Annotated in this window: 22 protein-coding genes, 1 pseudogene and 1 riboswitch; of the genes and pseudogenes, 5 read left to right on the top strand and 18 right to left on the bottom strand. The window is 44.3% G+C overall.

The genetic code is table 11. The features are described 5' to 3' along the window. Window positions 1-91 precede the first annotated feature (91 nt). From BN1691_RS09280 to BN1691_RS09255, 6 genes are all read right to left on the bottom strand, one after another. Window positions 92-343, bottom strand: coding sequence for a hypothetical protein (locus tag BN1691_RS09280; protein ID WP_048601963.1), 252 nt, complete (start codon window positions 341-343; stop codon window positions 92-94). Window positions 344-557: 214 nt separating this feature from the next. After that, window positions 558-1,340, bottom strand: coding sequence for a TatD family hydrolase (locus BN1691_RS09275; RefSeq protein ID WP_048601962.1), 783 nt, complete (start codon window positions 1,338-1,340; stop codon window positions 558-560). Then, window positions 1,337-2,101: an ABC transporter ATP-binding protein gene (locus BN1691_RS09270; RefSeq protein WP_231638380.1), complete on the bottom strand. Its 765-nt coding sequence runs from the start codon at window positions 2,099-2,101 to the stop codon at window positions 1,337-1,339. Before BN1691_RS09270 ends, BN1691_RS09275 begins: the two co-directional genes overlap by 4 nt. A 2-nt stretch (window positions 2,102-2,103) precedes the next feature. Further along, the gene (locus BN1691_RS09265; protein ID WP_048601960.1) at window positions 2,104-2,874 is read right to left on the bottom strand and encodes an ABC transporter permease; all 771 of its coding nucleotides are present in this window, start codon (window positions 2,872-2,874) and stop codon (window positions 2,104-2,106) included. Beyond that, window positions 2,874-3,164: a thiamine-binding protein gene (locus tag BN1691_RS09260; RefSeq protein ID WP_048601959.1), complete on the bottom strand. Its 291-nt coding sequence runs from the start codon at window positions 3,162-3,164 to the stop codon at window positions 2,874-2,876. The genes BN1691_RS09265 and BN1691_RS09260 overlap by 1 nt, the downstream gene beginning before the upstream one ends. Window positions 3,165-3,199: 35 nt before the next feature. Next, window positions 3,200-4,222: an ABC transporter substrate-binding protein gene (locus tag BN1691_RS09255; RefSeq protein ID WP_048601958.1), complete on the bottom strand. Its 1,023-nt coding sequence runs from the start codon at window positions 4,220-4,222 to the stop codon at window positions 3,200-3,202. Window positions 4,223-4,320: 98 nt separating this feature from the next. Beyond that, window positions 4,321-4,430: riboswitch (TPP riboswitch) on the bottom strand. A gap of 129 nt (window positions 4,431-4,559) precedes the next feature. Between BN1691_RS09255 and BN1691_RS09250 the strand changes: the two genes are divergently transcribed. Next, on the top strand, window positions 4,560-5,084 hold the full coding sequence (locus tag BN1691_RS09250; RefSeq protein ID WP_390621641.1) for a DUF1572 family protein: 525 nt from the start codon (window positions 4,560-4,562) through the stop codon (window positions 5,082-5,084). A gap of 27 nt (window positions 5,085-5,111) precedes the next feature. Beyond that, a pseudogene (locus BN1691_RS09245) lies at window positions 5,112-5,342 on the top strand (GntT/GntP/DsdX family permease); the annotation flags it as partial. A gap of 58 nt (window positions 5,343-5,400) precedes the next feature. Here the strand turns inward: BN1691_RS09245 and BN1691_RS09240 are convergent. From BN1691_RS09240 to BN1691_RS09230, 3 genes are read right to left on the bottom strand one after another with little or no spacing between them, the layout of a single operon-like run. Continuing rightward, window positions 5,401-6,549, bottom strand: coding sequence for a serine hydrolase domain-containing protein (locus BN1691_RS09240; protein ID WP_048601956.1), 1,149 nt, complete (start codon window positions 6,547-6,549; stop codon window positions 5,401-5,403). Window positions 6,550-6,567: 18 nt separating this feature from the next. Then, window positions 6,568-7,377, bottom strand: coding sequence for a nucleoside triphosphate pyrophosphohydrolase family protein (locus BN1691_RS09235; RefSeq protein WP_048601955.1), 810 nt, complete (start codon window positions 7,375-7,377; stop codon window positions 6,568-6,570). A gap of 36 nt (window positions 7,378-7,413) precedes the next feature. Then, a complete protein-coding gene (locus tag BN1691_RS09230) occupies window positions 7,414-8,730 on the bottom strand; it encodes a serine hydrolase domain-containing protein (protein ID WP_231638379.1) in 1,317 nt (438 codons plus the stop codon). A 190-nt stretch (window positions 8,731-8,920) separates the two neighbouring features. On the opposite strand from BN1691_RS09230, the gene BN1691_RS09225 reads away from it, so the two are divergent. Further along, window positions 8,921-9,676, top strand: coding sequence for a class I SAM-dependent methyltransferase (locus BN1691_RS09225; protein WP_048601953.1), 756 nt, complete (start codon window positions 8,921-8,923; stop codon window positions 9,674-9,676). Between the two features lie 125 nt (window positions 9,677-9,801). Here the strand turns inward: BN1691_RS09225 and BN1691_RS09220 are convergent, their stop codons facing one another. Together BN1691_RS09220 and sfsA are read right to left on the bottom strand one after the other, a co-directional pair. Continuing rightward, window positions 9,802-10,281 (bottom strand): tetratricopeptide repeat protein, encoded by a 480-nt coding sequence (locus tag BN1691_RS09220; RefSeq protein ID WP_048601952.1) that lies wholly within the window; start codon window positions 10,279-10,281, stop codon window positions 9,802-9,804. Beyond that, a complete protein-coding gene (sfsA, locus tag BN1691_RS09215) occupies window positions 10,278-11,045 on the bottom strand; it encodes a DNA/RNA nuclease SfsA (RefSeq protein WP_048601951.1) in 768 nt (255 codons plus the stop codon). The genes BN1691_RS09220 and sfsA overlap by 4 nt, the downstream gene beginning before the upstream one ends. Before the next feature lie 58 nt (window positions 11,046-11,103). Here sfsA and BN1691_RS09210 point away from each other — a divergent pair, with 58 nt between their 5' ends. Then, the gene (locus BN1691_RS09210) at window positions 11,104-12,423 is read left to right on the top strand and encodes a DUF2515 family protein (protein ID WP_048601950.1); all 1,320 of its coding nucleotides are present in this window, start codon (window positions 11,104-11,106) and stop codon (window positions 12,421-12,423) included. A gap of 29 nt (window positions 12,424-12,452) precedes the next feature. Here the strand turns inward: BN1691_RS09210 and BN1691_RS09205 are convergent, their stop codons facing one another. From BN1691_RS09205 to BN1691_RS09195, 3 genes are read right to left on the bottom strand one after another with little or no spacing between them, the layout of a single operon-like run. Continuing rightward, entirely contained in the window at window positions 12,453-13,883 is a 1,431-nt protein-coding gene (locus BN1691_RS09205) for a sensor histidine kinase (RefSeq protein WP_048601949.1), read from the bottom strand. Further along, window positions 13,883-14,578, bottom strand: a complete 696-nt coding sequence (locus BN1691_RS09200; RefSeq protein WP_048601948.1) for a response regulator transcription factor — start codon at window positions 14,576-14,578, stop codon at window positions 13,883-13,885. Before BN1691_RS09200 ends, BN1691_RS09205 begins: the two co-directional genes overlap by 1 nt. Window positions 14,579-14,603: 25 nt before the next feature. Next, the gene (locus tag BN1691_RS09195; RefSeq protein ID WP_048601947.1) at window positions 14,604-15,962 is read right to left on the bottom strand and encodes a hypothetical protein; all 1,359 of its coding nucleotides are present in this window, start codon (window positions 15,960-15,962) and stop codon (window positions 14,604-14,606) included. A 215-nt stretch (window positions 15,963-16,177) separates the two neighbouring features. Here BN1691_RS09195 and BN1691_RS09190 point away from each other — a divergent pair, with 215 nt between their 5' ends. Continuing rightward, complete coding sequence (locus tag BN1691_RS09190; protein ID WP_048601946.1) at window positions 16,178-17,122, top strand: hypothetical protein; 945 nt, start codon at window positions 16,178-16,180, stop codon at window positions 17,120-17,122. A gap of 172 nt (window positions 17,123-17,294) precedes the next feature. Here the strand turns inward: BN1691_RS09190 and BN1691_RS09185 are convergent, their stop codons facing one another. Genes BN1691_RS09185 through BN1691_RS09170 form a run of 4 tightly spaced genes read right to left on the bottom strand, consistent with a single transcriptional unit; the run spans window position 17,295 to window position 21,136 of the window. Continuing rightward, a complete protein-coding gene (locus BN1691_RS09185; protein WP_048601945.1) occupies window positions 17,295-18,080 on the bottom strand; it encodes an ABC transporter permease in 786 nt (261 codons plus the stop codon). Continuing rightward, window positions 18,064-18,999 (bottom strand): ABC transporter ATP-binding protein, encoded by a 936-nt coding sequence (locus BN1691_RS09180; RefSeq protein WP_076850207.1) that lies wholly within the window; start codon window positions 18,997-18,999, stop codon window positions 18,064-18,066. The genes BN1691_RS09185 and BN1691_RS09180 overlap by 17 nt, the downstream gene beginning before the upstream one ends. Continuing rightward, on the bottom strand, window positions 18,996-20,267 hold the full coding sequence (locus BN1691_RS09175) for a M16 family metallopeptidase (protein WP_048601944.1): 1,272 nt from the start codon (window positions 20,265-20,267) through the stop codon (window positions 18,996-18,998). The genes BN1691_RS09180 and BN1691_RS09175 overlap by 4 nt, the downstream gene beginning before the upstream one ends. Then, entirely contained in the window at window positions 20,267-21,136 is an 870-nt protein-coding gene (locus BN1691_RS09170) for a SagB/ThcOx family dehydrogenase (protein WP_048601943.1), read from the bottom strand. Before BN1691_RS09170 ends, BN1691_RS09175 begins: the two co-directional genes overlap by 1 nt. Window positions 21,137-21,148: the final 12 nt, after the last annotated feature.

The raw sequence follows: 21,148 nt of genomic DNA, 5'->3' as shown, positions 1-21,148 counted from the left end.
CAAAAGTCTTTGAACGTAAACTTTTGGTCGCTCCTTTTTTATATTTGGCTATGTTAATGAGTATTGTTGCTATTCCATAAATTATACGTATTCAACTTCTTCTCTTTAGAATCCTTGAAATGCCTATTAAGCCTATTCCAATTATCAATAATCCTGCTGAAACAAATAGTTGAAATGGTCCTCCACCAAAATGGCTAAATGGGTACGGACCACTTATAATCCAAATATATCTATCATAGTTTCCATGAATAAACCAATATAGTATTGCTGGGCTAATTATAAAAACAAATCCTAATCCTAATAACAAATCTGAAATGAATGATTTTAACGATTGGCTCCTCATATCTATAACCTCCTTGCTATGCCATATAATACCACTTATACGAACTAACTGCCATTATTATAAGGCAGTATACCTAACAATGGGTAACTCGAATTATCACATTACTTAAATGTACGAATTCGAAATAGATTCTTCTCCTATTTTTGAGCCAATCGTTTTTCGAAGATTGCTAATCCTCCAGGACTTGTGGTTCAGGAACAATAACCAGTTATCATCATTTGCTTAGATCAAGGGAATAGAATCTCCTCGTGTTACTCTCCAACTGCTCATAGACTGTTGCAATGGGTAATCCTTTAATCCGAGCGATCTCATTCACCGTATGATGCATCATCTTAGGCTCTGTCAGCATCCCTTGGAAGGGTCCGGTAAAGGGCCATGGTCCATCGGTCTCCACCATCATTTGACCAAGGGGATACTGTTGGACCAACTGAACAATTTCAGCCTCATAAAGCAGATCAGGAGTATGCGAGACGAAGTAGCCATTCCTAGCCATCCGCTCAATGGTACGAGGATCTCCTTTAAACCAATGAAAGTGAGCTTGATTATATGAATACTTCTCGAGGAGCTGACATACCTTCGGTGCATCGTCATAGATTGCATGGAGAACGATGGGCTTATGTAAATGCTTCGCCAACTGAATGAATTGATCTAGTAATTCAATATAAGGTGTTTCATCAAGATGCTGTTCCTGCCGCAGATAGTAGGGTAGGCCCACCTCACCTACTGCCACCATCTCTTGCGCATTCGCACGGATCCATTGAAATAGATCAGCGAGATCTTCATCCCTTGGTAAGGCTTGCTCAGGATGGTAACCATAGCATGGATAGACGCCTTGAAAATGCTGGGCTAGCTGTTGATTCATTTGAGATGACGCAAGATGCATGGATACGGTGATCAAGCCCTCGATCTCTGCTTCTTTCATACCTCTGAGGATCTGAGTCCGTTCCTCCTCTGAATAGAGATCAAGATGAATATGGGCATCGATGAGCTTCCTCATGCTTTCTCCTCCTTCTCCTGCATTGGCAATTGGTGATGCGCCAGCGTATGGTAGGCCTCACGCTTCAGTTCCAGGAAGTTTTCCGAGAGTCGCCAGGCCTCAGTCCGTGGGCGTGCCTGCGGGATCACGATCTCCCGTTCAATCTGTGCTGGCTTTGGCGATAGGATATAGATTCGATCCGATAGCAGGAGCGCCTCTTCAATACTATGGGTGATAAAAAGGACAGAGCGACGATCCTCCTCCCAGAGATGAAGCAACCATTGCTGCATCTCCATCCTCGTTAATTCATCGAGGGCAGAAAATGGCTCATCCAATAGGAGTAAGGACTGAGGACTGAGGAGCGCCCGGATAAAGGAAGCACGCTGCTTCATCCCACCAGAGAGCTGATGAGGGTAGGCATTGGCATACTCCAATAGTCCTGCCTTCGCCAGCATGCGCTGAGCTTTGGCTGGATCACTTTTTCCTTGTAGCTCTTCTGTGAGTAGAACATTTTGCAGAATGGTACGCCACGGAAGTAAGGCGGATTGTTGCGGCATATAGCTAATATGTCCCCGCTCTCCCATAATCGGCTTCCCATCGAGGAGAATCTCCCCTTCATACGGTTGATAAAGACCGCCAATGAGATGGAATAATGTACTCTTCCCACTTCCAGAAGGACCTAAGATAGAGACGAATTCTCCTTCCTTCACCTGGAGTGAAAGATGCCGGAGCACCTGTTGGGGACCAAAGGACTTCGATAGATTATGAATCTCTAATTTCATCGTTATCTCCCCTTCTCCGGTTTCCATCGAATAAGAAAACGTTCAAGTAATTGAATCAGTACAAAGAAGATCAGACTTAATGCCATAATGATCATAATGGCGGCAAAAACGCGATCCGTACGAAAGGATGAAGAGGCTAAAGTCATAAAGACGCCAATCCCTGCTTTTGCTCCTAACCATTCTGAAATAACCGCCCCCATCACACTATAGGTGGCGGAGATTTTTAAGCCAGAAAAGATGGATGGTAAGGCATAGGGTAGTTCCAGCTTCCAGAACTGTTGATTCCGACTAGCACCAGCCATCTCTAAATAATGGGTCAATTCTAACGGTACTTGGCGAAAGCCATCGAGAGCTGCTACAGCAACAGGGAAGAAAACGACCAAGGTGATCACGATGAGCTTCGGAAGGATACCGAAGCCAAACCAGATGACCAACAAGGGTGCAAGGACAATAATAGGAACATTCTGCGTCAGGATAAGCAGTGGATAAAACGCCTGCCGTAAGCCTTGGAACCGATGAAGTAACATGGCGATGGAGAGCCCGGTTACTGTACCGATGAGAAAACCAAGTAAGGTAAGTTGAATCGTGGCCACTACATGCTGTGCTAACCTCGGACCTGCTTCTACTGCTGCTTGCCAAATCACAGTTGGAGCAGGTAGGAGCCATGCAGGAATCTCGGCGATACGGACCACGATCTCCCATAGACTAAAGAAGAGGATGAGGACCAAAATTGGTCGCCATCCTTGCTTCACTCCATTCTTTAGTCGACGCATTAGCGATATTTCTCCGTTAAGGTTTCTAGCGTGATGCCCTCCGGTTGGTATAAGACCTTCACCTGGGTAATCACGTTCTTACAGCCTAGCTCCATCATCCGCTTATTCATTTTAGAGACAATGGCAAGCAGTTCATCCATCTCCCCTTCCATCACGGTGTCTAAGGGCTGAACCTGATGCTTTACCCCTGATTCTTGAATGATGCGAATCGCTTCGTCCACGAAGGGAATCACATCTTCGCCATGGGCTGGCTTGGGAAGAATCTGTACACTAACCAATGCATTGGCCATGAAGCTCATCCTCCTTTTTCATCCAATCGAGATGCTTATTCAGGTAAATACTCATTGGTAAAAGCCTGATCTACATCGATTGCCTTTTCCAATAGATCATGCTCTAACAGCCAGTTCATATAGTTTTCCCATACTTCCTGTTTCTGTTCACCCCAGCGAGGTGCATCCCCTTGATAGCGTGAAGCTAACCATTCTTGACTCTTCTTCACCAATGGAGCATCAAGATCAGGAACAGCATCTAATAAGATCTGTGCAGCCTCATCTGGATTCTCCATGGCAAACTGATAACCTTGGGATGCTGCAGTAACAAAGGCTTTAACCGTCTCTGCATTGTCTGCGATCATACTCTCATTGGTTGCTAGTACAGGCGTATAATAATCTAGTTTATCTGTATAGTCTGTAAGGTAGATCATATTGATGGGTTCACCACGTAGCTCTGCCTCAATTCCCGTCCATGCATAGAAAATCCATGCAAAATCGAGATCTCGCTTCACAGCTGTGAAGAAATCGGTATCTCCCATATTGATAAAATTCACCTTCGATACATCAGCACCTTCAAGCTGCATTAAGGAGCTCATCACAGCCTCTTCCACAGGAGAACCCCAGCCACCATAGGTTTTACCCTCGAAATCCTTAGGACTTGTAATATTCTTCTCTACAGGAGAAGCGAATCCAGACGTATTATGTTGAATCACTGCGGCGATGGAGACAAGGGGAACCCCTTGTACACGCGCCTGTGTAATGCTCTCTTGGTAGCTGACACCAAATTGTGCCTTGCCAGCAGCCACAAGCTGATCAGCCCCTGCTTCACCAGGAAGGATGATCTCAACATCCAGTCCTTGTTCCTTAAAATAGCCTTTGGCTTGTGCGACATAAAGCCCTGTATGATTAGTATTCGGTGACCAGTCGAGAACAACGCTTACCTTTGTTAATTCCTGCTCACCTGCAGTTGAGTTGCCATCTTGTGCGGCATCTCCCTTTTCGTTATTGGTATTACCGCATGCTGTCATACTGATGAGAAGTGTTAATGTGCATAGAATAATTAACCATTTCTTCAACGTACTACCCCCTATCTTTCTACCATCGAAATGAGATGAAATAACCAAAAGAAGAAGCGCCCTGGTTGATCCCGGGCGCATGAATTCAAACAAATCAAATTGTTCGAGAACATGTTCCCTCCGCTGGTCTCAACCAGATCAGGTTCCAAGAGTCAGCATCTTACGGATGCAATCTCAGCCGGCAACACCGGCCCCCCTACACTTCTCATTCAGTTAGTTACTACAGGTGCATTATAGCACACTCGCAGAAAATGGGAAAGATTTAAGAGTTTCTTATTCCCAAAAGGAAGGCATATGAATATGAAGAGTAGAATGAATCATTTTGGAGGTGTTTATCATGATGTCTTCCGAGACAAATATCGAGAATGGTCGTGTAGAAAACGTCTACCTATCGACAGTAATTCAACGGTTCCACGAGATGAGAAAATTGGCTGAACGTGCTCTTGCCCCACTGAATCAATCTGAATTGAATTGGATACCCCATCAAGAATCTAATAGTATAGCCACCATCGTTAAGCATCTACATGGCAACATGATCTCCCGTTGGACAGATTTTCTTACAACCGACGGTGAAAAACCTAGTCGCGAGCGTGATGCAGAATTTAATCACGAAATCCTTGATCAACAAACGCTTTTACAGTTATGGGATTCTGGATGGTCTGCCGTATTTCTAGCTTTAGAACAATTACAACCTAGCGATCTTCTGAAAACCATCACCATCCGTAATGAACCTCACTTCGTCATCGAGGCCATTGAACGCCAGATGTATCATTATTCATATCATGTGGGGCAGATCGTCTATATTAGTAAGCTACTGCAAGAAGATCGCTGGCAGGCTCTTACTCTGCCAAGGAAGAAGTAAGTCAAGTAGTGATCGAGCTACTATTTTCTGAAAAGAGGGTTGGTTGTGAAAATCGTCATCGCACTGGACTCATATAACATTGCCGCTGCCCTGAAATCTGCGCAAGGCTCTAGTACAACTTCCCTGGTTGTCACATCCTCACTTATGGCTCTCTTGCTTCCTGCATTGGGAATAGAAGGTGCAATTCCCCTTGTACTTATGGTAATGGCCATTGGCGGTGGAGCCATGACCGTCAGTCATGTGAACGACAGCTACTTTGGGTAATTCTCGTTTAGTTGATACTTTTTGGATTAACCGAGAACACTCATGACTTCAGTCATGAGTGTTTCAACGTCTCCAAAACAGTCTGTAGCAGCCCAATTTGATCAAGAAAAGAGATATTTCCTAAAAATGCGATAGTGGTACCAGTTTCAGGCTCGTAGAAGGTAGCTGCGCCAAAACCGGGGATGGTTCCCGTATGTCCAATCAAGCGATGACCATCGATCATCAACTCACGTAATCCAAGACCATATCCTGTTTGCTCAGGAATATCCTCCTCAAGGAATGGCTGGAACTGCATCATCTCCTCAATGCTTTTTTTGCCTATTACCGCGTGCTTATGAAAAACACCATGCATGAACTGAGCCATCTCTGCGGAGGTAGACGCTATGCCCCCTGCAGAATAGGCAGCACTTGCCCAGGCTGTATTATACGGTTTGATTGTATGGGGACCCAGGGGTAATAAATCTCGATCATACCCACTAATCAATTCTCGTGGCGTCTCATCATAGGGAAGAAGAACGGTATGCTGTAAGTGGAGGGGCTGAAGCAGCAGCTGATGTAGTAGTTGAGGATAGGGAATTCCTGTGCTCTTTTCCGCAATCAATCCTAATAATAGATAGTTAGAATTGGAATATCTATATTCCTCCCCAGGTGAGAAATCGGGCTTTCCCTCTACTAGATAATTCAAGAGATCATCAGTAGTGAAAAAGCGTTTTGAAGAAGAAACAGTCTCCAATTGAAACCAAATATTCTCCGTATAATTGGAGATACCACTGGTATGATTTAAAAGCTGACGAATGGTAATTTGATTGGCATGAGGGATCTTGGGAAACCATTGATCAATTGAATCATCTAAACCTAGATGACCTGCTTCCACCAGCTTCATCACCAAGACAGCTGTATACACTTTGGATACGCTACCCATCCTTAAGATATGCTCTGATGTGATCGCATGCTCTCGCTGATAATCCATGGTTCCCAAAGCAAGGTTGTACTCTACATCTTCCAGAATAATGGTCAATTGGAGCCCAGGTATCCCCATTTCATTGATCACCTGAAGAAGTTCCCCCTCCAGCTGACCCTCCAATGTTCCAGCGGGATAATGACTTATAGTAGGAAGGTAAGTAGGCGGTGGAGCACTACGAACTAGGAAAAAAAACACCAAAGCAATGCCAATAATCATAATTAAGCCTAGCGTTTTCATTCGTTTCACATCATCACCCTATCTGCTTGTTGAACGATATTTAAAATCACTATGCTGAGCAGCTTCGTTAATCAGCACTAAAAGATTCTCCATTCTTTCTCTATTCTCCAAGGAAAAGTAATCTTGGAAGAGTGTAATATCAAGGGAATCGAAATAGGGTGGTGTTTTCTCAGTAGTACGGAATGTAAAACTTGATTCCCTGCCCCGTCTCCGTTCGGGAAGCTCCAATCTTCTTGCCAACTCATGGAGCTGATATCTTCCTGGATATAGCTCAAGGTTAATGGAGAGCTTCCTCTCATAGATCGAGACCTGCCCCCAAGAATGTCCGTATTGATTATATAGAATAAAGCCCTGTGGCTCCTCGATAAGAGAGACTGAACAGCCATGAACAGCTTGAACGGCTTCCTTCATTCGCTCTGCGAAAGCTTCTTTCGTTAACGGGGAGCTCTTTTCTTGTACATTGATCTTCTCATCACGACTCTCTACTATTTTTGTCATGAAGCCTCGATTCGTATTCTGATTCGTAGTTTCTAACAAGTTCCTACTGATCATTTGCAGAATACGCTCTTCTAGATCGATCCCATAAACATCGGCTAGTGCTAAGAGATAATAGAGAATCGCTGCAAGATCAGTATCGATCTGCTTCGCGTTGCCGGTTCCTTGAAACGGATAGTGACCAGATAATTGATCGCGATCAGCTTGTAATGTGTTTGCTAATGAACCTATTTCTTCCACCAGCTTTAAGAAGTAATCCTGCTTCAATTGAGCATTCAACTCTTGCTCGTGGATCAGCCTTTGAATATCACGAATTCGTAGTAATGGTTCCATCTTAAGACCCCCTAACTGCTTATGCTACTGTATTATCTATGAGCGTCGCTTTAACATTCGCATACCTAGGAAAGCAGCCCATGCTTGCCCTGCTTCATTGAGGTAAAAATGAACAGGCTTCTCCATTGGTTCTAGCAGCACCTGATCCTTTGCAACGGGACGAACAGGATAGACTTGTTCATCTACTGCTGCCATGAGCTTCTTACTATCTTGATAAAGTATAAGGGAACTACCTTCTGCAGATGTATATCTACCGAGGAGGGAGTGTAATTCAACATCCATCAGCTGATATGATGGAGCGATGGGATCATTCTGTTCCATCGAGAGACCCAAAGCTGCATGAACAGTAGCCAGCCAGATTTTTCGAATAGGTACAGCAGATAGATTACATAGTACTGCTACCACCAAGCCTGCTTCGGGAACAAAGCCAAAGTTAGATGAAACACCAGGTTGCCCACCACCATGTTCAACGAGGGTATAGCCATGATAGTCAGCGGTTATTTCTAAGGCATACCCATAGTTTTGGTGCTCACCAACAGGAATATAGGGTGTCCACATTTGTTGCAGGGTCTTTGGGCTAAGCTGAAGTTTTTCCTCGCAATGCTTAGCATTGACATATACCTCACCATAAGCCAATAGGTCTAGGACATTGGAGCGAATCCCTCCCCCTACCTCATAGATTCCTAGGGTAGGCCATGGTACTGGTTCTACTGCTTTGGTTGCTGGATTCTTTTCAAAGGGTGTGCTCACATTGGTGAAGCGTGCTACTTCCTCTAAACTATAGGTAGTTCGATTCATACCTAGGGGATCCAAGATTTTTCTCGTCATATAACGGCGAAAAGACTGTCCTGACAGCTTCTCGATGATCGCCCCTAATAAGAGAAAGGTATCATTGCAATAACTAAAATATTGGCCTGGTTCACCTAAGATTTCGATCTCATCGCTGGATAGATACTGAATTTGCTCAGAGAAATAAAGCGTCTCCTCCCGGCGCTTCACAGGTGCTACGCCGGTGGAATGAGATAAGAGATGGTGAATCTGAATCTTTTCCATCTCCGGCTGACCGGCTAATTGATACTGTGGCAAATAGTGAATCACAGGATCCTCCACAGATAATTGCCCCGCTTCAACCAATTGCATCGTAGCTAAGGCTGTGAAGGATTTACTTACAGAAGCGATGCCAAAGATCGTCTCTGGCGTCACTGGCTCCTTCCTAGCAAGCTCTCCATAACCAAAGCCATGCTTGTAAATCACCTCACCATTTTGAGATATGGCAATGGCGAGTCCAGGAACCTGCTCTTCCTCCATGAACCGTTCTACCTGTTCTTCCAATTGGGACCATTGTTTCATCATGTCCATCCCCCTCGAGTTGTTACCAATTTACTTCGAGAATCGGAATGCAGAACCCTCTAGATTGTGGGTAAATAGTCGAATCCATATTAAAAAAAGAGTAGCTTAGTCGCAAAGGAGAATGTTCTAGCGTGAAGAAAGATCTGGCATGAAGAGAGGTTCCATATAGAATGTTGAACAAGGGGTGAATGAGATGTTTACGAGTTACAGTAAACTAGCAACAGCGGTATATGATTTGGATAAGCCATTGGGGCATTCATTTAAAGATGTTGAGTATTATCAAGAGCGGCTCCGTGGTATGAAAAAGCGTATTCTTGAAGTGGCAGTAGGCTCTGGGCGTATGCTCATCCCCCTATTGGAAGCTGGTTTGATCGTTGATGGTGTAGATAACTCGAGTGAGATGTTAGCCTCCTGTAAAGCACGATGTGCAGAGCTGGGCTTACAGCCGATGCTCTATGAAGAGGATATGCAGTCGCTCTCCCTTCCTCATCAATATGGTGCCATCATTATCCCTGCAGGTTCCTTTCAACTCCTTGAAGATCGTGAAGATGCCTTACAAGTCTTAGACTCCTTCTATCATCATCTACAGCCTGGTGGACGGCTCATTCTTGACCTCTTTATTCCTGAAGAATTTACAATCAATCAACGAACCACACGATCCTGGATTACACCTGAGAAGGAATTGATCACCCTGGAAACCACGTTAGTAGAGGTAGATCTCTTACAGCAGAAGAACATTAGCTATCTCCGTTATGAGAAATGGTGTAAAGGCAAGCTGATTGAAACGGAGCTACAACGCTTGCCCATCCGCTGGTATGGTATGGAGGAATTCCAGATGATCTTAAAAAGCATTGGCTTCACGCAGATTACACGATCAGGTGGCTATCAATATGGTAAAGAGCCTGTTGATTCCCATGAGATGATCACCTACGAAGCAATCAAACCATAGAAATGAAGCATCTGTACATGAAGTAAGGTAAGGTTCAGCAGGAGCGATTCACTCCTTCTGAACCTTACTTTTTGATAAATATATTTTTGCAGCTTCAAGCACATAAGTAATATAGATCTACTGTGTTACGATGTCCATGTTTCATCAATATGTTCACAATAGAACTGTAATGCTTTTTGATATTGAAGAATGGTTGGATCATTGGTGAAATGGAGAAGAAGATCTAATAGCACAGTCATTGCATCCTTCATCTTTCCTTGATTATAAGCGGTGATTGCATAAAAAACTCGTAATGCTCCATGATTGGGGAACTCCTCCAGCCCTTGTTGTATGACATGATTAGCCTTTTCATAATCACCGATAGCACGATAGGAGCTTCCTAATTGAACGAAGGCTTTCCACCGTTCTTCTCCGGCTAAGCCTTGTTCAATGGCTTGATGATAATAAGGGATCGCAGTTTTTTCCTCCCCTAAACGGTCATAGTTTGAAGCAAGCTCATAATATAACAATGGATCTTGCTCTGGATATGTATGAATTAACTGTTGCAGGAGTGCTATGGCGTTTAATAATTCACCTTGCTCTCGCAATTGAAGGGCTTCTTTCAATCCTGATCTCCATGGGTGCAATTTTCTTCACCTCCTTCAATCACCACAGGCACAGAACCTTCAAGGTGAATGGCATCGAGATGGATGCTGCAGCGATGGGCGAAGATATGAACCCCTGAAGCCTTGGCCTTCGCTAATGTGGCTGCAAAAACAGGATCAATATGAGATGCTGGGCGTACTTCATTAACATCGGATCGTTGGATGACAAAAAGGAGTGCAGCTTCCCAGCCATCCTGTTGTGCGATCTGACTTAACTCCTGTACATGCTTGGTCCCCCGTGCTGTTACTGCATCGGGAAACAAACCGATTCCCTTCTCTGCGAGGGTAACGCTTTTCACCTCTAACGCCAGCTTCCGCCCATCAGGATGAGCCAACAAAAAATCCCAGCGAGAATCGCCCATGGTATATTCACGACTCACGAAAGACCAATCAGCAAGCTCTGCAATTTCTTGTTTCTGTAATGCAAGTTCTACTAAACGATTGGGTAAGGTAGAATCGAGGGAAACCATTTGCTTTCCGTCTGGCGTAGCCACCAGCGCGGCTGACCACTGTGTTCTGCGACCGGGCTTATCAACTGGCAATAACCAAATGGAAGCACCGGGTAGAAGCAACTCCTTGAGACGACCAGGATCAGGAAGATGCACCTCTACCACTGTCCCGCTCTCATCTGCTGCTTCAAGTAACTCACAAAGTAGCAGGAAACGATTAGGTCGGCTAAGAAAACGTGCAGCATGTAAAGCTTGTGGATAGGGTAATGATAGCAATGTATTCCACTCCTTAATTCAAGTTTTTACTCATTTTATTTGTAAAGGGAGGAAGGAGATGCGCTCATATATTGTCCAATGGAGCCAATTGATCGTAAGGCGAATCTTGAAAATGTTGCCTTGGTTCAAAAAGCCTCAGCACTCTCCCCTCACTCTACCAAATTTGCCATCCTTTCACCACATGAAGATAACCCACCTCCCTGGGGAGGTGAAGCTCTTTCAACGAGAGATTCAGCAGCTCCAGCAGCAACTAAAATCAGTATTGCATGGGGTATTAAGGAATACGATTACTCCTGAACATACTTCTCTCAATCCTGAAGAGCGACGTATTCTTGCAGAGATTGACAAAGAACGAGATCGTGCCAATCGTAATAATGTAACTAGAACGGCTGCCTATGTGCGGTTTTATTTGCAATTTCCAGAAATCCATTGGGCACTACTTGCTCATATGGTTTCTCGGAATGGGGGCTGGAATATGACAGACCTACATGGAGATTTAAGTGGTGCTTTTCTCACTGCTCAGCAGCGCTTCAATTTTTATCGCCTTTTAGAACGCTGTAATGCCCTGATCTTCTATGATGCATATCCTCAGCTCTTGCTCTATGCCAAAAGTATGGAGCACCAGCGCTCCTATTTTCACCTTCTCCCCTATTTTCAGGTCTCCCCCTTCATGCATCCCATCTGGGAATCCTTTTGGAGTGTTTCGAGATTGCAAAGGGAAGGAGTGGAAGAAGCAGGAGGAGCAGAAACTGCTCGAACAGCCTCATCCGTATTAACCGTCGCTTTGATTATCAATGAGCAGAATGTGATAGAAACCAATGTACTGACCATTTCACCTTACAAGGAGATCCTTCACTCCTTGCTTTTTCATTTGCAGGAATGGCTCCATTTTAACTACTTACTCTTTCCATTGAATTCAGAGCAACAAGACCGCGATATGACTCCGATTTGGCGTCCTCTAGTAGGACGAGTAGTCACCCAGTTTGCGCAGCTTGAAGAACGCATCGAGACAGGAAGGATGCTCTATGCTCTGCTTTTCTCCAATAAAGAGCTTACGGATGCTATCAGTCACTTTGTACAGTCCCAGCCCCATACTGGTTCGCGGGCAGACTACTGGCATCAGGTTTTTACCACCTCAGGTGCAAAACGTAATCATCGTCCATCAAGGCAAGGCTTTCCCACACTCTACAGTCCCACCTTAGAAGCAGTCTGGGAGGATACTCAGCATCACTTCCCTACCATGCGCCCGTGGTTTCAAGATCTTACAGCCATTCTGCAGTTTCAGTATTCCATCTCTGTGAAGGATGTGGATGTAACTGATGAGTACTACCATCATCTTCTGCAAATGGTGACGATCAATCCACCGAAAAGAAAATAATCCTTGAGAGGATTGAACCTCACAAGGATTTAACGTGGAAGTGGAAGTAGTATGGTAATCAAGGTTCCGTGCAGACCATCACTAGAGGCGGTGATGGTACCACCATGACGTTGGATGATTTCTGCACTAATGGCTAGTCCTAGGCCACTCCCTGCTTGCTTTGCTTCCCCTTTATAAAACTTCTCAAACACATATGGTAATTCAGATGGAGGGATGCCACACCCTTCATCTTTGATTTCAATCCGAATCTGTTGTTCCTCCACATTCGTAGTGAAATGAACTTGGCTACCCCGTGAACTAAACTTAAAGGCATTATCTACTACATTGATTAGGACCTGCTTCAAACGATTCTCATCACCAATGATGGGTGGAATCGTTGATGGTAGCGCAACAACCCACGTGATCCCGAGCTGCTGGGCCCGCGTCTGAAATTGCCGATATACATCGTGAAGAAGATCGAGGAGATTCACTTCCTCCTTCTCAATCTCTAGATGATGGCTCTGTAGCTTGGAGAAGTCCAGTAATTCTTCAACCAGACCCGTTAAGCGATTGCTCTCCTTCACGATCACTTCTAAGCCTGTTCGCGTCTCCCTTTCATCCTTCAGATCACCGAGCAGTAAGGTTTCACTCCAGCCTTTAATGGAAGTGAGAGGTGTCCTTAATTCATGGGAGATGGAGGAGATGAATTCATTCTTCAGCTGATTGCTTTTCACAATCCCCTTGGCCAGATAATTTAAGGTATGGGCTAGATTGCCAATCTCGTCCTCCCGAGGATACGAAGCTCGTAATGAATAGCGCCCCTCCGCCATTTGACTAGCCACATGGGTTAGTTCTTCAATGGGTCGGATAATGGATCGTGCTAATAATCGGCTAAAGATGGTGACGAAGAGGACCACCATTCCGCCAATGGCAATGGCCCAGATCACCAACCTGCCATAGGTTGTATCCACTTGATCAATCGAGGTCACATAGCGAATGACCCCATCAAGATGATTCTCTGTAATCAGAGGTGCGGCGAAAGCCATTTGTCTCTCTCCAGATTGGGAATCTGTAAATATGGCAAGCTTACTCTCACCTTTTAAAGCTTGTCGCACATCTTCCCCATCGATCAGCGCTAGCCCTTGTACTGCAAAGCCAGATGAACTAAGGATGAAATTCCCTTTACCATCAATAAATTGGATTTCAATGGCTGGATCGCTGGATACTTGATTCATCATCATCCTGGAACGCTCTGTAAAGGTGGGATAGTAGACCTGATGACGATAGAGCTGCTGCGCACTCTCCATCCGATCCCGGAGCAGCTCTTCAATACTTCGATAATAATAATGATGCAAGGTGATGAGAAATAATCCTTCCAAGAGGGATACGGTGATCAGGATGATCAGTGTATATTGAAAGACCAAGCGATATTGGAGGGTATTCCCCTTCTTGCCAGTGGGATTCAGCTTTCGTAATTTCATCATTGACCCCTCCAGCAGTAACCAAATCCCCAGATTGCTTCGATATATATGGGCTGAGAAGGATCATCCTCAATCTTTTTTCGTAAGCGGCGAATGTTCACATCCACCACCTTATAATCTCCCACGTAATTCACACCCCAGATTTCATCAAGGAGATCATTACGACTCAAGGCGATGCCCTTATTCAACATGAAATGTCTCATCAAAGCATATTCTGTCGGCGTTAGATCCAGCTCCGTATTGTTTTTCCAGACCTTCTTCCCGTTTTGGTCCAAGGTAAAAGGCCCTGACTCGATGATCGTTATGGAGAGCACATTTTGATTATTGAGAAGTCGCCGCTGCAGTGCCTTGATTCTTGCCATAAATTCTAGCGGAGAGAAGGGCTTCGTCATATAATCATCAGCGCCAGCTAACAATCCTTCTACCTTGTCTAATTCCTGTGTCTTGGCTGTCAACATCATAATCCCGATTTGATAACCTTGACTACGCAGCTGTTTACATACCTCAATCCCATCCATACCAGGTAGCATAATATCGAGTACAGCGATGAGAATGGGCTTGCCACAACTCAGAAGCGCCAATGCCTTTTCACCTGTCTCTGCTTCTAGAACCTCATACCCTTGACGCAGCAGGTTCAGACGGACAAAGCCTCGAATTGAGGGGTCATCCTCCACCAATAGAATCGTATCGTTCATCGGTTTTCCCTCCTTTCCATCTCCACTAATATTGGAGGATTTGGAATCCAGCCTTGATCTCTTCATCAGATAACATGTAATGAGTGCCATTCGCTTGAGGATAGCGGACAGCGAGATAGCATATTTCCTCTTCTTCTGCTAATAATAAGAATTCCAAGCCTTTGGCTTGCCATGCTTTTTCGAATTGGTCTAATTGGTCTTTGTGAAGCGTGTAGAGAGAGAAAAGCTCTTCTCCTACATGTTGGTCTTCCGTGATGGCATAGAACTGAATCTGCCAGTCTTCTTGGGACAAAGCCTTTTCCTTGATGGTAAGCTGTTTGATCAAGCGTTCTGGAAAAATGAAGCGTAGCTTGGCTCCATAATGACTATAGCTCTGAGCTACGGTCTTAAAGGACTTCGTCTTTTGATCCCATGCACCCCAATTTTCGATGAAGGGCATCTCTGCATAAGAGAGGCCTTCACTACCAACAGCCTCAGAACAAGTTGCCACTTCAACAATCCCATCATGATTAATATCCATGCTAGGCAAATAATGGGGCTTCAGTGTGTTTACATATTGATCTTGTTCAGGCTTATCCCCATCGATTAAATCCACCAGTTGACCATCCTTAAGTCCAAGCACCGTCGTCACCGCTGAATGGGCACCTACTCCTAAGTCAAGAAAAATCGCAGGTTGCTCCGCAGTGAATTGTCCCGCTAAAATAGGATCTTCCATGCCATTCACATAGGGATCGAGTTCTAGTCGAGAAGTTACTTCGAGCTGTTGATCCTTTTCCCCAAATTGATACATGGTAGCAGTGAACGATTCATTCCGCCATAAATTAAACAAATAGAGTTCATTGAGTTGATCCTGATTTAAGTCTGTAATCACCAACTCATCATAGCTGCCTTCCAATAATAACTGCCATTCATCATCTTCATATTGAAGAACAGATAGATAGGCACTGGATGTACTATCATAGGTAGTACCGATGATCATTTCAGGACGTCCGTCACCGGTCACGTCCTGAAAGATCGCATCATTGACCTCGACACCGTTAAGTGGATATTGGCTGAGAGCTTGCCAAGTTCCATCATTCTGCTCCCGTAAGAGGATCAGTCCCATTTGCGATGTATTCTCTTTAAAAAAGGCGACTGCATCCTTCGTTTCCTCGTCATTGCAGCAGATAAAATGAATGGCACTTAATTGGTTTGCCCGTCGTGGCACAATGAGTCGGGAGCCATGTGGCAATGAAGCTTGTACTGCCTCACGGACTTTTGCTTCCTGATTGGGCAAGGTAGGAGCATGGATGAGGCTCACAGGATTCATGAGATTCTCGTTGCTACAACCAACCAATGTGAGCAGAAGTGTACATGCAATGAAGGGTTTTATCCAATACCCCATTCCAATTCACCTTTCTTCATGGAATATTCACTGAGTCTTGCATACTTATACTCTAGTACAGCTTGGGCTCAAAAAAGTGACGAAAAGGTAACAACCTTCGCAATTTGTTGTTACTCTTTTGATACTTCTCTTCGGGTCCAATTAGCTAAGCTAGGAAATGGCTAGAGTGATGACGACTTCAAACCTAAAAACATTAATCTGAAAGGATGATTTCAATGGATAAAAAGAAACGAAAAAAAGGTGCGTCCCTGGCAGGTATCGCACTATTAACTGGGGCAATCTGCTTTGCCAGCCTACCTACACTGGATATTCATGCTGAGCAGCAAACAAAGCCCAGTATAGAAGTAAGCTCTAATCAATCCAACCAGTCCAATCAATCCAGTCCATACTTTAAAGATGCAAAGATTATCAAGCAATATCAATTATCTGATAAGCTGGTGATTCTTCACCAGCAAGAAGGAGTATTGAGTGCTGATGGTGATATCTGGACCATCATGCTCCTAGGTCAACAATTTCCTGAATCACAGATCTACTATACCAACTTAACCATTGTCGCTCAAAACCCAAAGGATGGAAGCACCATCGTTCAAGCACTACCAGAGGATGCCAATGAGGGCTATGAACCGACCTTCACCCTGGTTCATGTAGCAAATGGAAAACAGCAAGGTATTCTTGTGGAAGCACCTACAGGTGGTAGTGGTGGAATTGTAAATTATCTGCTATATCAGCTCCAAGACAACCAACTGAAGCTCACCTTCTCCAATGAAATGAATGCACCTAAGATGGATTTCCGTTTTCTCGATAATTATCAATTGAAGCTCTATAACTATGATCTAAATCGTGTCATGCAATTACCCATTACTGAAAACAAAGAACAATATGATGAAGCGGGCATCTATGACAATGGAAAGGTCCTGCAAGCCAAACCACAAGATGTGGTCATGATTGACCCCTATGGTAAAGTCACCCCTATTGATATTGATAATGATGGGATCATGGAACTACAAGGCATCCAAAGCATCAGTGCCATCTATCATGCCAATGGCGTAGGCTATCTAATTAGTACCTGGAAATGGAGCCCTGAGGATTCTTCCTTCCATTTGATCAATATCGAAGCGGTATCAACCTTACCTGAATTGCTAGATCAAGGAGACAAATAACGAAATACTTTTGAACCTCTCAGGGCTTAAGCCATGAATGTTCTTGGCTATTCCATAAAACATAAAAGCAGCGATAAAGGTCCCACCTTATCGCTGCTTTTATGTTGATTCTACTTCTCAATTATTACTTATCACATTCTGTTTTTTAAATTCTCGCTCCTCAATTCTCGTTCTAGTTCTTCGCCAGTCCCTTCTTTAATAATGAAGGGCGATCCCAATTAAATGTCTTGCTCGCAATGAATAGAAATAAGAAGATCTCTACTCCTAGTACAATGGCATATTGGATAAACACATCGCTGATTCCTTGGTTAAAGACTAGTAATTCTCGAACACCGTTGATAATAGGCGTTAGCGGGATCACCGTGATCACAGGCTGCAGAAAGCTGGGCCAGGTCTCCGTTGGAAAAAAACCGCCACTCAAAAAAACAAAAAGTAAATTCATCATATTACCTACTGCTGAAGCAGCTTGGCTATTAGGGAGAAAATTACTCACCAGTAAGCCTGTCGCTAAAACAGCTAATGAGCCAAATAATAAAAGTGCACCGCAAATAAGTCCCGCTTGCCAGCTCCAATAAAAATGTACATCAAATATGAAAATACCAATAAGTAACACAAAGCTTAGTTGAATCATGATAATAAACAGCTTCGCCACAAGCACACTACCTAAATAGCTTTGCACAGAAAAGGGGGTGGCAAAAATACGCTTCAAAATCTCCTGCTCACGAAAACTAACCATCATAATGGGCAGACCAATCAACCCCGTTGCTGCGATACACATCCCAAGGATCCCTGGCGTGATATACGACATATAGCTCATCTCATCACGAGACTGCCCATCGCCAGCGATTCCCATTAAAACCATCATCACCACAGGAAAGAGAAAGGACATAATCGTAAATTGGCGATTACGCAAGATCATTTTAAAGTTGAGGGCAATCAGCTTAGACTGCTTCTTCATGCCGTAAACGCCTCCCTGTCATTTGAATAAATGCGTCCTCCAGATTGGGTACCAGCAACGAGATGGCTGGGGAGCCTTGACCTTGCTGAGCATAATACTGGTGTAATGCTGCCATCGTAGTAGATCCATGGCTACTCATAACACTCCACTGATGACCCTCATCAATGACCTTAGAGACCGCTGGCATCTGTTGTAGAACTTCTCTCGTCATATTGGCCTTAGGTACAACCAGCTTCGCCTCTAAATTAGCCTGATTCACAATCTCCTCCACGGTACCGATCATCTTGAGTTGACCATCCACCATTAAACCGATGCGATCACAAAGGAACTCCGCCTCCTCCATATAATGGGTGGTAAGAAGAATGGTAAGCCCTTCATCCTTCAACTGTCGAATCAAGTTCCATAAATCACGACGAGAGCTTGGATCCAAGCCTGTACTAGGCTCATCAAGAAAGAGAATCTCTGGCTGATTAATCAAAGCCAAAGCCAAAGAGAATCGTTGCTTCTGACCACCGGAGAGCTGCTTAATAAAGGACTTACGCTTCTCGAGCAGGCCAAACTTCTCCAATTGGGCTTCCAACTCCCGAGATGTATAGCTCATATTGTAGAAAAGTGCGTATAGATCAAGCATCTCCAGCAGGTTCAAGTTGGGGAAAAGCGCCGTTGATTGTAATTGGATACCAATTCTCCGCTTCACTTCCTCCCCTTCATGGGCCACTTCAAAACCACATACTTGGATCCTACCTTGATCATAATGGCGTAAGCCTTCGATCATCTCCAGTGTAGTGGTCTTTCCAGCACCATTCGGTCCTAACAAGCCAAAAATTTCATTGCGTTGGACCTGCAATGAAAGATCAGGAATCACCACACGGTTTTGATAATGTTTTGTTACATGCTCAAGCTGAATAATTGCTGTCATCTGCATACGCTCCCTTCTCCAACCATCTGCAATGCCGCTAGGTCATCATCTGACCAGGATCCAAATGCACTAATTCCTGTATGCTTGATAAGCGTGGAAAAATTGGCGGATAACTGCTCAACATTACTCTTCATAGTTAATTGAATAACCTCCTCCAGCGTTGGTGCATCAACGGTTTGGCGGAAGAGTAATTTTTCTCCCTCTTGAAAGAGGATTCGTTCCAACTCCTTCTTCTGACTTGCAATATGCTCCCGTAGGAAAAGTTGCGCCCGTGTTAAATCTTGCTGGGCAAAAACAGTTCCTGCAATCTGCTTCAATTGTCGATAGAGCATATGTAACACTAACGGAGCTTCCTGCTGTGAAAAAAGCATGTTGATGAGAACCGTAGCTTCTTGGCGATGAAATTGGCAGTATGTAAAGTGTTCATAAACAAGACCTTGCTGGCGAAAGGGATGAATAAAGGATTGATATGGATCAGCGCCAAGTAAAATAGTTAATAGTGAAAGATTGATACGCTCGATATCCTGACGAGTTCCAATCATTGTAGGAAAGGCAAGAGTAAGACCAAACCGATCATGGGGTGTAATGATCCGCTGTGGTGTAAGCCTGAATCCTTCGCTCTGATCTACTTGATCACCCTTGTCCTCATCTGACTGCCATCCACTGATCAATTCCTCAAGCCAGGCGGTGTCTATTCCATAGCTACTCAATGCCATCTTCCCATTTCCATATTCACGCCGAAAAAAAGAGGCAATCTTCTCCATGCTAAGCTGTTGCAGTTGAGCCTGTGACCCCAAAATCGAATTGGCTAGGGAATGCCCATGCCAGGCTGCTTGAAAGGCTTGCTCGCTAAAAATCCATTGGGGCTGCTTGAACCTTGTCATCATCTCCTCTTGAATGCTCTTACGTTCTTCCTCAAAATGATGGACATGATTTGGAAAGTTTTGTAGCCCCTTAAAAAAGGCTGATAAGCCACGCTTCAGTGCATCTACCTCTCCCTTAAATAAGAAAATCGTATAATCTCGTGTGGTACGCGCTTCAAACAGGCAGCCCTGCTGAAGCAAGTATTGCTCAAGAGGAATACCCTCCTGATCAGTTTGAAGCAAAAGATGTTCTATAAAATGACTAATTCCTGCTTCATCTCGCTGCTCATCCCGCGTACCAATGGCGAAAAAGATGAAACACTTTGGCAATTCAATCCCTTCATCTTCCTTCCAATACACATGAGGGACTTGCGAGGAAAGGTATTGATACTGAAGGGAACCCATCACTCGTCAACTCCTTTGTGTAGAATCACGCGTTGGTTCGTACACTGCTCCTTATGACCAACTGCCAGCATATAGATAACAGATTCGTTAATCCCATCCACATCAAGTAATTGATTACAACCATCATCATAGAAACCACCTAATGCCATACAGCCTATATCTAGAGCAGTCGCTGATAAATAAAGATTCTGAGCCATATGACCTGCTTCAAGTAGCGCAAAACGATAACCACGCTCCCCATATTTATAGGAAAGACGTGGAAATGTTGCAGTCATGAGAATGAGGAGTGCAGCATTTTCCACCTCTTTAGTGTAGTTGGTTAAGCTGGGAATCTCCTTAGAAACATCACCTCGTTGTAGGCATTCAAGACGGTGACCCTTCACATCGTAGTGATAGACTCCTGCAGGCACCAGGTCCATCTCGTATTGGGAGATCACATAACAGTCAATGGGGTATAAACCACCTGCTGAAGGATATGAGCGAGTATAAAGAGGGTCATCCATTCCTAATTGACCAGTGATCCCAAAACTTGTACGGAGGAGTAATGATATCTCCTCCAACTCCAATGGCTTCGCCATAAAAGCACGTGTTGTCTCTCGTTTGAGGAGAGCCTGATCTAAGCCCGTTAGTGTCCGCTCTATACTTGGAAGCCTGATAGAATCAGCACTAATATAGCTTTTAAATGCTTGCTTTGAAGCTTTCACAAAATTGGGATCAGCAAAGACACTACTAATCTTTCGAGCTAGTGCCTTCGCTGTAGTAGGCGTGAGCTTACTATGGAGGTGGTATTCCTCATATAAATAATGGGTATCTAGCATCTCACGATCAATCTTCTTCGCCAATATTTCCAACTCGGTGATTTCTGCCATTATGACACCTCC

The sequence above is a fragment of the Rubeoparvulum massiliense genome, assembly GCF_001049895.1.
GTDB classification, from domain to species: domain Bacteria; phylum Bacillota; class Bacilli; order Rubeoparvulales; family Rubeoparvulaceae; genus Rubeoparvulum; species Rubeoparvulum massiliense.
The sequence above is the reverse complement of the archived record's forward strand: the minus strand, read 5'-3'. Positions and strand labels throughout refer to the sequence as shown.

What these genes read in the sequence shown, in the direction of transcription:
- BN1691_RS09235 (WP_048601955.1), bottom strand. Translation starts at nt 7,377, where the DNA reads ATGGAACCATTACTACGAATTCGTGATATTCAAAGGCTGATCCACGAG.
- BN1691_RS09210 (WP_048601950.1), top strand. Translation starts at nt 11,104, where the DNA reads ATGCGCTCATATATTGTCCAATGGAGCCAATTGATCGTAAGGCGAATC.
- BN1691_RS09270 (WP_231638380.1), bottom strand. Translation starts at nt 2,101, where the DNA reads ATGAAATTAGAGATTCATAATCTATCGAAGTCCTTTGGTCCCCAACAG.
- BN1691_RS09225 (WP_048601953.1), top strand. Translation starts at nt 8,921, where the DNA reads ATGTTTACGAGTTACAGTAAACTAGCAACAGCGGTATATGATTTGGAT.
- BN1691_RS09190 (WP_048601946.1), top strand. Translation starts at nt 16,178, where the DNA reads ATGGATAAAAAGAAACGAAAAAAAGGTGCGTCCCTGGCAGGTATCGCA.
- BN1691_RS09240 (WP_048601956.1), bottom strand. Translation starts at nt 6,549, where the DNA reads ATGAAAACGCTAGGCTTAATTATGATTATTGGCATTGCTTTGGTGTTT.
- BN1691_RS09200 (WP_048601948.1), bottom strand. Translation starts at nt 14,578, where the DNA reads ATGAACGATACGATTCTATTGGTGGAGGATGACCCCTCAATTCGAGGC.
- BN1691_RS09230 (WP_231638379.1), bottom strand. Translation starts at nt 8,730, where the DNA reads ATGATGAAACAATGGTCCCAATTGGAAGAACAGGTAGAACGGTTCATG.
- BN1691_RS09250 (WP_390621641.1), top strand. Translation starts at nt 4,560, where the DNA reads ATGATGTCTTCCGAGACAAATATCGAGAATGGTCGTGTAGAAAACGTC.
- BN1691_RS09195 (WP_048601947.1), bottom strand. Translation starts at nt 15,962, where the DNA reads ATGGGGTATTGGATAAAACCCTTCATTGCATGTACACTTCTGCTCACA.
- BN1691_RS09185 (WP_048601945.1), bottom strand. Translation starts at nt 18,080, where the DNA reads ATGAAGAAGCAGTCTAAGCTGATTGCCCTCAACTTTAAAATGATCTTG.
- BN1691_RS09170 (WP_048601943.1), bottom strand. Translation starts at nt 21,136, where the DNA reads ATGGCAGAAATCACCGAGTTGGAAATATTGGCGAAGAAGATTGATCGT.
- BN1691_RS09180 (WP_076850207.1), bottom strand. Translation starts at nt 18,999, where the DNA reads ATGACAGCAATTATTCAGCTTGAGCATGTAACAAAACATTATCAAAAC.
- BN1691_RS09205 (WP_048601949.1), bottom strand. Translation starts at nt 13,883, where the DNA reads ATGAAATTACGAAAGCTGAATCCCACTGGCAAGAAGGGGAATACCCTC.
- BN1691_RS09260 (WP_048601959.1), bottom strand. Translation starts at nt 3,164, where the DNA reads ATGGCCAATGCATTGGTTAGTGTACAGATTCTTCCCAAGCCAGCCCAT.
- BN1691_RS09265 (WP_048601960.1), bottom strand. Translation starts at nt 2,874, where the DNA reads ATGCGTCGACTAAAGAATGGAGTGAAGCAAGGATGGCGACCAATTTTG.
- BN1691_RS09275 (WP_048601962.1), bottom strand. Translation starts at nt 1,340, where the DNA reads ATGAGGAAGCTCATCGATGCCCATATTCATCTTGATCTCTATTCAGAG.
- BN1691_RS09280 (WP_048601963.1), bottom strand. Translation starts at nt 343, where the DNA reads ATGAGGAGCCAATCGTTAAAATCATTCATTTCAGATTTGTTATTAGGA.
- BN1691_RS09175 (WP_048601944.1), bottom strand. Translation starts at nt 20,267, where the DNA reads ATGGGTTCCCTTCAGTATCAATACCTTTCCTCGCAAGTCCCTCATGTG.